This is a genomic window from Arachidicoccus sp. (assembly GCF_050436765.1).
Taxonomy (GTDB): domain Bacteria; phylum Bacteroidota; class Bacteroidia; order Chitinophagales; family Chitinophagaceae; genus Arachidicoccus.
Genome location: NZ_JBNQGD010000435.1, coordinates 1 through 9678, shown reverse-complemented (window position 1 = coordinate 9678; position 9678 = coordinate 1). Strand labels below are relative to the sequence as shown.

At 38.8% G+C, this 9678-nt stretch carries 8 protein-coding genes, 1 tRNA gene and 1 pseudogene; 6 read left to right on the top strand and 4 right to left on the bottom strand.

Annotation, left to right across the window (positions count from 1 at the left end; translation table 11 throughout):
• The first annotated feature begins 735 nt into the window (after positions 1-735).
• The 4 genes from ACQR30_RS18365 (at position 736) to ACQR30_RS18350 (ending at position 5218) form a co-directional block, all read left to right on the top strand.
• Entirely contained in the window at positions 736-2295 is a 1560-nt protein-coding gene (locus tag ACQR30_RS18365; RefSeq protein WP_429737260.1) for a S53 family peptidase, read from the top strand.
• A 66-nt stretch (positions 2296-2361) separates the two neighbouring features.
• Positions 2362-2625 carry a hypothetical protein gene (locus ACQR30_RS18360; protein WP_429737259.1) on the top strand — a complete coding sequence of 88 codons (264 nt, stop codon included), beginning with the start codon at positions 2362-2364 and terminating at the stop codon, positions 2623-2625.
• Between the two features lie 72 nt (positions 2626-2697).
• Entirely contained in the window at positions 2698-3333 is a 636-nt protein-coding gene (locus tag ACQR30_RS18355; RefSeq protein ID WP_429737258.1) for a hypothetical protein, read from the top strand.
• A gap of 112 nt (positions 3334-3445) precedes the next feature.
• A complete protein-coding gene (locus tag ACQR30_RS18350; RefSeq protein ID WP_429737257.1) occupies positions 3446-5218 on the top strand; it encodes a phospholipase D-like domain-containing protein in 1773 nt (590 codons plus the stop codon).
• 95 nt (positions 5219-5313) lie between these two features.
• On the opposite strand, the gene ACQR30_RS18345 is transcribed toward ACQR30_RS18350, so the two are convergent.
• From ACQR30_RS18345 to ACQR30_RS18330, 4 genes are all read right to left on the bottom strand, one after another.
• Entirely contained in the window at positions 5314-5880 is a 567-nt protein-coding gene (locus tag ACQR30_RS18345) for a DUF4256 domain-containing protein (protein ID WP_429737256.1), read from the bottom strand.
• 325 nt (positions 5881-6205) lie between these two features.
• The gene (locus ACQR30_RS18340) at positions 6206-6949 is read right to left on the bottom strand and encodes a nucleotidyl transferase AbiEii/AbiGii toxin family protein (protein WP_429737255.1); all 744 of its coding nucleotides are present in this window, start codon (positions 6947-6949) and stop codon (positions 6206-6208) included.
• Positions 6907-7212 carry a DUF6922 domain-containing protein gene (locus ACQR30_RS18335; protein WP_429737254.1) on the bottom strand — a complete coding sequence of 102 codons (306 nt, stop codon included), beginning with the start codon at positions 7210-7212 and terminating at the stop codon, positions 6907-6909. The genes ACQR30_RS18340 and ACQR30_RS18335 overlap by 43 nt, the downstream gene beginning before the upstream one ends.
• A gap of 242 nt (positions 7213-7454) precedes the next feature.
• Positions 7455-7529 (bottom strand) — tRNA-Pro (locus ACQR30_RS18330).
• Positions 7530-7699: 170 nt separating this feature from the next.
• Here ACQR30_RS18330 and ACQR30_RS18325 point away from each other — a divergent pair.
• Together ACQR30_RS18325 and ACQR30_RS18320 are read left to right on the top strand one after the other, a co-directional pair.
• Positions 7700-8941, top strand: coding sequence for an ABC transporter permease (locus ACQR30_RS18325; RefSeq protein WP_429737253.1), 1242 nt, complete (start codon positions 7700-7702; stop codon positions 8939-8941).
• A gap of 490 nt (positions 8942-9431) precedes the next feature.
• Positions 9432-9678, top strand: a pseudogene (locus ACQR30_RS18320) (tRNA (adenosine(37)-N6)-threonylcarbamoyltransferase complex transferase subunit TsaD); the annotation flags it as partial.

Here is a 9678-nt window from a genome sequence, read left to right as displayed (position 1 = left end):
TAAGCTATCCAGGTATCCGCGTCAGAATAAACATGCACAGTATTCCAATCAGAAACATTGTGTTTGGTGTCAGGTCTATTTTGCGCATTCGTACAAAGACCGCCAAGTACAAAAAAAATCACTGCTATATATTTGTTCACCGGCATATACTTTAATTTTTATTATTTGTCACTTTATGGGAAATTAACATGTCTGTCATTCGCTTTCTTTCATCGATATATGTTTGCCACGTACCGCTGTGTTTTAAACTAATACCGAATCCATTACTACCGTTAATCATCACAGAATTGTTTTGTCAACTTCCGGGGAATAGCCCTCACCATATCGACTACGCTCGTGCAAATGTATAAAAAGACAGCCATATGAAATACGATTGAAATATCCTATAGAATATAACGAAACGAAAGTTAGTTTACTTTTCACCTTGTAGTTAGATGACTGCGATAGGCGTTTTGATCTTGTTCGCAGTTCAATATTTTTAAAACCACAATACGGCATTTTGGCTCTAATTTCAAAGAGCCGGTGTCTTTGTTTCTTAAGTGATAGGAAACATAATAATGTCAAATATTTGTATTTATCGAATTGTTTCAATACCTCATTTTATAACTCACCATAAGTATAGTATAACTGTCGTTCACATGCCGAAAAAGCACGATTGTTAAAAAACATCTTTCGCAATGCTAAAATGTCTTTCAGCACAGTATTTGTGGCTTCTATTGTATTAAATAATATGCCATGACTAAGATTGATTTCAACAAAGTGGCTTATAGGCCGCTGTCGGGTACATTCCAGAACAGGGCAGAGACTTCAAAGGAAATGGTTGATAGCGGAACGTCCATGGAAGTTACACTAGTGTTACGTTACGAAACAAATCCGGGAGTTTTTCATACAAATTACCAGATTAAAACACGCGAAGCGTTTATATCGCAATTTCATGCAAGTGAAGAAGATATTCAATTAGTAGACGCATTCGCCAGACATTTTAATTTAATTATTACCAAAATATCGACTAGTCAAAGAACTGTCCAGCTGAAAGGAACCGTGGGCGATTTTGCAAAAGCTTTTCATATAACATTTCACGCTAGCAAAACAAAAGACGGACAGGTTTTCAGAAGCAGAAGCGGACATATTTTACTGCCTGAACCAATGTTGCCTGTTGTAGAAGCAGTACTTGGGCTTGATAATCGTCCGCAGGCAACACCAAAATTTCGTGTTGCAAAAAAGAAGCCGAAACCCAATGCAATCTCCCATAGTGCTACGCCCCAAGGGCTTTACTCCAATCAATTAGCGGATATTTATGGGTTTCCAAAGAATCTTACCGGCAAGGGGCAATGTATAGCACTAATAGAATTGGGTGGCGGTTTTCGGATGGAAGATATTACCGCTTATTTTACTCAATTGGGCATTGCCGTTCCACAAGTCGCTATAGTACCGGTAGATGGCGGCACAAACAATCCAACAACACCTGACAGTGCGGATGGCGAAGTAATGTTGGATATAGAAGTTGCAGCAGCTGTTTCACCGGATGCAAAGCTTGTTGTTTATTTTACCACCAACACAGATAAAGGTTTTTTCGATGCTATACAAGCCGCCGTACATGATACCCAAAATAAACCCTCCATCATTTCCATTAGCTGGGGTTCTGCCGAAAACAATTGGACGGATCAATCCAGAAATACTTACAACAACGCTTTTCAGGCAGCAGCTATGATGGGTGTCACAGTTTGCGTAGCGGCAGGAGACAATGGTTCTGCCGATGGTGAACAAGATGGCAAAGTACATGTTGATTTTCCGGCCTCTAGCCCATTTGTTTTGGGTTGTGGCGGCACCACGCTCAATGTAAATAACTCGGCAATAGCTTCTGAAACTGTTTGGCATAATGCAGATGGTGGCGCCACTGGCGGCGGTGTGAGCGATTATTTTGCCAAACCCGATTATCAACAACAAATAAACCTTCCTACGTCTGTGAACAACGGGTTTGCAGGGAGAGGTGTACCTGACGTTGCAGCAAACGCAGATCCAGATACGGGCTATTATGTACTCGTAGATGGAGAAAGTTTAGTAATCGGGGGAACAAGTGCCGTAGCGCCCTTGATGGCAGGATTAATAGCCCGCTTGAATCAACAAGAAGCCAAATCGATTGGGTTTATCAACAACGATTTATATAGCGGCAAATATAAATGCCGGGATATTACACAAGGAAATAATAAAACAGTGCAAGGCAATCTGGGATATGATGCCACAAAAGGATGGGACGCCTGCACGGGCTGGGGTGTGCTGTATGATGTCAACTGATTTAAAGTTTCACCGGGTGTGATTCATCAAAAAGTAGTTCGCCTATAAAACAGATATGATTTCCGCATGAGTTTGGAGATAAAAAAATATGACTTTGTAAAACCGAGAGTGAGCAATATTTGGCGGGCATGGCTGAGTACCACAATTGGTTTGCTTATTCCTGTACTTACAGGCATTGCCTCAAGAATAATGAATGGAACCATTGATTGGAACTATGTAAAGATGTCTTTAATCGCCACTGCAATTTTAGCCTTAACAGACTTATTGCAGGAGGTCAAGAGAAGAATGGACGCGAGAAAAATGAAACGTCAGAATAAAATAAAAATTTAGTATTTAAGGTTAATAAATTCTACCGCGTTTGCAGCAAACGGCTGTAGTCATCAGAATATTAAAGCATATCCAATGCCGGTAAAATTACACAGTACAATACAAGCAATCGCTCAAAAAATGCAGCAATGGATGTTGCTTAATTTTGACAACAATATCACGAATGCCTTGCAAGATACGCAATTCCAAAAAACACTTCCGATTGCTATTGCATGTGAAGAAGTCGCCTATAAAATTCTTTTGTGGATAGATCATTATTCGACAGATATTGTCTTAGCGCGATGTGTTTTTGATGCAAGCGGGGATTTTCCTGGAACTACACGCACTGCATTTCCGAAGAACAGGCAAGCATTTGAAAATGTATATGGCCTCGAATTTAGCAATATGCTTATCGAAGAAGGCAATAAGCAAAGGGCTATGCCACAAGTGGATGCTCCGAATGGCTACCCATCAGCCAATTATTTATATAAAGGCTATGGTATTTTTCAACGCGATCTGCAATTCGTTAAACAGGATAAAGATTTCTTTTTCAAAAAAGAGTGGCATGATATTAATACCTGCCTCGACAGGCTAATCAAAGAATTGAAAAACTACGCAAAAACTGTCGATTCTCTGCACGAAATAATAGTAAAATACAATGGCACCGGACCAAAGGCAGAGCAATATGCGCTTAATGTCGAATCATATATGAATGCGATGAAAGAAGCATAAAATAATATTTAAATCTGTGCGTAGATATTATTATATATTATTATACGGATGTGTTCTCTCCTAATTGAAATTAATTATCTCCATGCCGTTAACAACCAATAAAAAATCAGTCATGTTCGCCCAAAATACGCAAAACAACTTTACACTGAAAGCCTATCAAGGAGATGCAAAAACCTTACTCGCGTTCGATCTTCCACGAGCAAAGGCAAAACAATTGGCTGGTTTCACGATAGCCGTACAACCCGAAGGACAGCAGGCTTATTATTTGTTGAACAAACTAAGCTTTGATAATCCAGCTATACATACACAAAACAAAGTCGTGTCTGCCAACTCAACGCTTAACAGCCCTATTCAAAAATTCAGGTGGCTGCACGTGCCAGGAAATTTTCATCAAAATGGTAACCCGTTTTTTGGGAACTATACCTACATAGTTACGCCGCGTTATTTTAATGGAGACAATAGTTTACTGCCCATTAATAACGCCTTATCTGTAGAAGTAAAGATAACCGTTCAGCCGTTTACCAAAGGGAAAACGACAATTGGTTTCACACGAGGCTTCGTGCAATCGCAGGCGTTTGCTCATCAGTTTGGTGTGAACGCGCTATTCAAACCTCCGCATTACGATCTTAGTTTCGATACTTCTGCAAAAGCCGGCATAAATCCCAATGGGCAGGCTTATTCTTTCGCAGATGAATACGCTTGGTCGGGCTACACAGCCAGACAAATTATTTTTGACTTGATTGATGAAATTAAAAAAGACCCGTCTTTAACGATAGATGTATTTGCCTATGACTTTAATGAGCCTGATATTATCAATGATTTTCTTTTACTAGCCAAAGAAAAACGAATAAGAATAATACTCGATAATGCTTCCTTGCATCACAACGGTGCCGGTACAAAACCCGAAGATAAATTTGAACAGGCCTTTCGCGCTGCCTGTGGCAATCAACCAGACAATTTTATTAAGCGAGGGCATTTCAACAGGTATCAACACAACAAAGTTTTTATTATCAATAAAAACAGCAACCCCACAAAAGTTTTAACAGGCTCCACCAATTTTTCCGTTACCGGATTATATGTCAATTCCAACCACCTGCTTGTTTTCGATAATGCAGTTGTTGCTCAATATTATGCACAGGTTTTTAATGAAGCTTGGAACGACAATTTGAATAATAAAATCTTCTCTCAATCTACCATTGCAACTCAAATTTATACCGTTAAACAATCTGGTATTCCCGATATGGACATTAGTTTTTCTCCACACTCTGATGTGTTTTCCTTGCAACGTTTAAACTCAATCTCAAATAGGATTAATGCAGAAAAGAGCAGCGTGTTTTTTGCTGTAATGGATACCGATCCTACCGTAAAAGGACCCATTGCCCAAACCTTGATTGATTTGCACCAGAAACAAACAGTATTCAGCTATGGTATTACGGACTCCCAAACAGATATTTTTTTGTATAAACCAGATAGTGGAAGTGGCATCAAAGTAACGGGATTACCCAAAAAAGTATTATTACCTCCCCCCTTTGATATTCAAAAAAGTATTACGATTGGACATCAGGTGCACCATAAATTTATTGTCTGTGGATTCAATACCGCAAACGCTATTGTTTGGTGCGGTTCCTCCAATTTTGCCGAAGGTGGAGAAAATGAAAACGGAGATAACCTGATTGCCATTCGCGATCAGGATATTGCAACTGTGTTTACAATTGAGGCTTTGTCTCTAGTAGACCATTTCTTATTTCTGGATAAATACCGTATCGGCACAGGATACAAAAACAACAAACCTCCCGCCATGTTTCTCGTCGGCAATGATTCCTGGAGTCAAAAATATTATGATGCAAAAGATATGCATTATCAGGACAGGATATTGTTTCGATAAGAAATCCCACATTGCGCACTTCTTAAAATCTAGTCAGGCTATCCAATGGCAAACCATATTAGTTATGAATATGTAAAATTGTATTCATCAAAAAATCAGACTTTCAATTTACCACGAAAACCTCTCGCTGCATAATAAGACTCAGCTCCATTGTGATAGGTAAATATTCTTCCGAATCTATAATCGCAAAAGATAGCACCGCCCAGTTCTCTCACATCGTTGGGCGTTTTCACCCAATTCGATGTTTTAGTATCGAAGTTTCCAAATTGGTGCAATGTTTTGTATTCTTCTTCAGTTAATATATCAATACACATTTCAAATGCCATATCCTGCGCGCTGTTTTTGGGTTTGTGTTCTTTTCTTGAATCCAATGCTGCGCGGTCGTAACAAAGACTACGTCTGCCTTTCGGGCTTTCTGCCGAACAATCGAAAAAGACATATTCTTTTGTCTTTTTATCATAAGCAACAACAGCGGGCTCACCGCCGCTTGTTTCCATTTCATTGAGCGACCACAATTTTTCTGGATTGGCTTTCAGCCTTTGCTCTACATTACGCCATTCAATTTCTTTATGCCTGCTTTTATTTTTTTCAAAACGCTCTTTCAATATTTTAAGAAGTTCCTCATGTTGTGCTGTCGATAATTTTCTTTTATTGGGACTCATATCATTCAATTTTTATTTCTCAGAATACAAATATATTCACTCTGTTTTTAACGGATAATGCCCATTTGTTGTACGTCGTTTAAATGCGTTTCAATTTTCCGAACTTGTGCTACAAGCTGTGGCACAAATTCCGTGAGACACAATCGACTCATTGTTATTAAAGTCAAAAATACAAAAGAAGCGCTTTTTATCGCAACGTTACTAGTAAAAATGGTTGGGGTAAAAAGCAAAAAATTAAATCGGCGCAACTCAAAAATTGAGATAAGTGTAAACACCCAGCTTAAGAAGATGCCGCATAAATTATTAAGGTCACAATGAATCAGATTTACATTGACCTTTTGGGGCCGCGGGATTGTTTTTGTCGCCTTTTTTGTTGCAGAGTACGCTCCTGTTCTGAAATCTCCGGGGTAAGTTTTTGCTTTTTTGCCTGCTGCAAATCCGGGAAGATCTTGCGCTGATCCAAGGTTGCATTATATAAGCGTTCTTTTACCTGCTCAATTGTAGGAGGTGTCACAATAAATCGAATAGAATCAATTTCTTCATCAATGTCTTCAAAATAATTTAGTGCATTGGTAGCTATCTGACGATTGGTTTGCGGATATTTTTGCTCATAGGCATCCAGCATACTCTTGAGCGAGTGATGTTCAAGCAATGTGTACATATCTACAAAGTCTTTTAACCGGCTGCCGCTGTTCACGATGGCATTTAACTTCATCGCACCGATTTCTTTGAGCGAAGCCATTCTTATTTCTTGTTCAATTACCAGTGCATCTATTTGCTTATACTGGTGGGCAATCAGATCTACTTTCACCTCATCGATATAGCAAAATATTCCATTGGTCAACGTATTGATCAATTTTGTGTTGTATTGCCTGGCAAGGTAATCTGAGATTTTTTTGGCATCAAAAGGCAGGGAAGAAAAAAGATCAATATCAACCGATATCCGGTGACCTATCTGAAGGGAAAGTGCAGTACCACCGACTAAGATAAAATTTTTCAGCTGTTCATCGTTGCTGAGTTTTTGTATTAGAACCAGTGTTTCAGGCCTGACTGTCTGCGTCTGTAGCATAAGAGATCCTCCTTGTTTAATGTAAAATAAATACAGACATCTTCCATTATTTCATCTGGCAGGGATTTGATCTTGGTTTTGATGATATCCGTAACCAGCTGCCTGCCATAAAAACGGGTAAGAATATCCCATTCTTCGTGCGTACCTCTTTCAATGACTCTTCCAATGACACTGACGAAACTTTTTTGCCAGTCAATCTTGTCGTAATTATACTCCCAGAACAGGCGCTTTTTAAATCCAGGTATGGCTACATTATGTTGCATACCTAAAGGTACAATTAATAGCTGCTCTGCAATACTTTATCCCTCTCTTTTTTTCGCTGACCTGTTTTGCCGGTCGTCATACGATTCCCAGGCCTAGTGGTAGGGATTATAAGTAATTTTAGTTTGCAGCCAGTTAGAACGCACTTAATTAAACAGGAATTTGGTTGGTTATCCCGTAAAGTAAAAAACTGTCCGAAATATGTCCGGACAGCTTTTTGCTTATTGATTATCAATGATAAAAGTCGGGGCGGCAAGATTCGAACTTGCGACCTCCTGGTCCCAAACCAGGCGCGATGACCGGGCTACGCTACGCCCCGATTCCGAAGTTTTTAACGCTGCGGGATGCAAAAGTAACTTTTGCTTTTTTGTCTACCAAATATTCTTCTTGAAATATTTTTCAGACCAAACAACAGCCTTATTTTCCATCCATATAAAATTTTGATTTTTCCACGCCTTACTAGTTTTTTTGCTGTAGGTTTGACAAACGATGGGTAAATTATTTCGCATACTTTGGAATAGTTTTTTGATGGCCTTGCAGGAACTCAAGGTAAACAAACTGCGTACTTTTCTTTCGCTATTTGGCGTAACTATAGGCATTTTCTGTATTATAGGCGTACTGGCTCTCGTAGATAGCCTGCAGCATAAAGTGGAATCGGACATGAATCAGTTGGGTTCAAATAGTGTACAAGTAGGTAAATGGGAATTTCTCAATACAAACGATTATCCCTGGTGGAAATTTATCAACCGACCCGAAGTAAAGTACAGTGAATACCAATTTTTAAAGCAAAATGCCACCGATGCCGATGCAATGTATTATTTGAATCATACAAATTCACTACTTCAATATAAAGACAATACCTATAATGGTAATATTTACGGTACCTCAGATGAGTTTAGCAGGGTACAAACCATTGACATTGACGCGGGACGTTACATTACTGAAAATGAATTTAACCGTGGGATGGCTGTTTGTGTTATCGGCAATGAAGTCGCAACACAACTGTTTAAGCAACCAGCTCTAGCCGTCGGCAAGCAGATAAGTGTCCAGGGAAATAAGGTAACAGTTATTGGTGTGGTAAAAAAACAAGGACAGATGATTAATATTTTCCAATTTGATCAGTCCATCATAATACCATATCACTATTTCGCTTCCATTTATAATGCGGAGAAATTAAGTCCGGAAATCTTTGTTCAGAGTAAACCAGGCGTGTCCAATAAAGCAATGATTGACCAATTACGCGGATTGATGCGTCAACTCAGAAGATTAAGCCCCAAACAAGACGACAATTTTGCACTAAACGACATCAATCTTTTCCGCGATCAAATCAATAGTTTATTTAGTGTGCTCAATACAAGTGGATGGGCTATTGCGGGACTATCGCTTCTTGTGGGTGGATTTGGAATCGCGAATATTATGTTTGTAACTGTTCGCGAACGACGGTCGCAAATTGGACTAAAGAAAGCTTTAGGGGCTAAAAGTCGGACCATCCTTACCGAGTTCTTAATAGAAAGCGCATTTCTTTGCGTCATTGGTGGATTAATAGGATTAATACTAGTTTGGCTACTTACTCTGGTGCTTAGCAACTTCGTTCCTTTTCCCATTTTTATTGCAGGAAGAATAATTGTGTTGGCATTCTCTATCTGTATTTTCTTAGGTGTCATTTCGGGTATTATACCGGCTTCTGTAGCTGCGAAACTTAATCCCGTTGTAGCTATTAGAAGTAATTAAATTCTAATAAGCGGGCATTGGTTTAAGATAAATAACCGTTCCTTCTATAAAATTTAAGCAAACTCACTCCTTTTTATGAAGCAATAGGACTAAGATTAAATGTAAAATCATAAATAACTACATTATACAAATCTGAATGTCCGAATTGTACTATTATTTTTTTTCTGTACGTCAAGTGGGCAGAGCGCCTTCAGGTAGCCACAGGAGGAATTGCTCTTTATTTTAAGCCAGGCATTTGGATAAATAAGTAAACAGATTCATCGAAAACGGGTATAATTCTAAGACTTGCCCAATGATGAAATTTGGCGATGGAAAGAAGCAAGTTCAAAAAATCTGATTATCACCAATTAGTTTAAAGTTATGTGAAAAAACAGATGTAAGCCGCCTTGGAGGGACCCAAACAGACTTGATAAGACAGCAATTTGAGAATCTCATAATTGTTTTGAATGCCTGCTGCTTTAGTTTTATTTTTGTACTTTGAATTCTCATTATGCAAAAATCCTATCAAAAAATCACACTGTTAGCCATCGAAAGTTCTTGCGATGAAACCAGCGCAGCTATTTGTCGCGATGGAAAAATTTTGTCCAATATTATTGCAACGCAAAAAATTCATGAACAATATGGTGGAGTAGTTCCTGAATTGGCCAGTCGTGCACATATTCAAAACATTGTACCTGTAGTAGATACGGCACTTGAAAAAGCTAATTGTTTATTGGAAGAAATAGATGCGATTGCTT

Bases quoted from the DNA above. Each gene is read 5' to 3' on its own strand.
- ACQR30_RS18360 (WP_429737259.1), top strand. From the start codon at position 2,362: ATGAGTTTGGAGATAAAAAAATATGACTTTGTAAAACCGAGAGTGAGC.
- ACQR30_RS18335 (WP_429737254.1), bottom strand. From the start codon at position 7,212: ATGCAACATAATGTAGCCATACCTGGATTTAAAAAGCGCCTGTTCTGG.
- ACQR30_RS18325 (WP_429737253.1), top strand. From the start codon at position 7,700: ATGGGTAAATTATTTCGCATACTTTGGAATAGTTTTTTGATGGCCTTG.
- ACQR30_RS18365 (WP_429737260.1), top strand. From the start codon at position 736: ATGACTAAGATTGATTTCAACAAAGTGGCTTATAGGCCGCTGTCGGGT.
- ACQR30_RS18340 (WP_429737255.1), bottom strand. From the start codon at position 6,949: ATGCTACAGACGCAGACAGTCAGGCCTGAAACACTGGTTCTAATACAA.
- ACQR30_RS18355 (WP_429737258.1), top strand. From the start codon at position 2,698: ATGCCGGTAAAATTACACAGTACAATACAAGCAATCGCTCAAAAAATG.
- ACQR30_RS18350 (WP_429737257.1), top strand. From the start codon at position 3,446: ATGTTCGCCCAAAATACGCAAAACAACTTTACACTGAAAGCCTATCAA.
- ACQR30_RS18345 (WP_429737256.1), bottom strand. From the start codon at position 5,880: ATGAGTCCCAATAAAAGAAAATTATCGACAGCACAACATGAGGAACTT.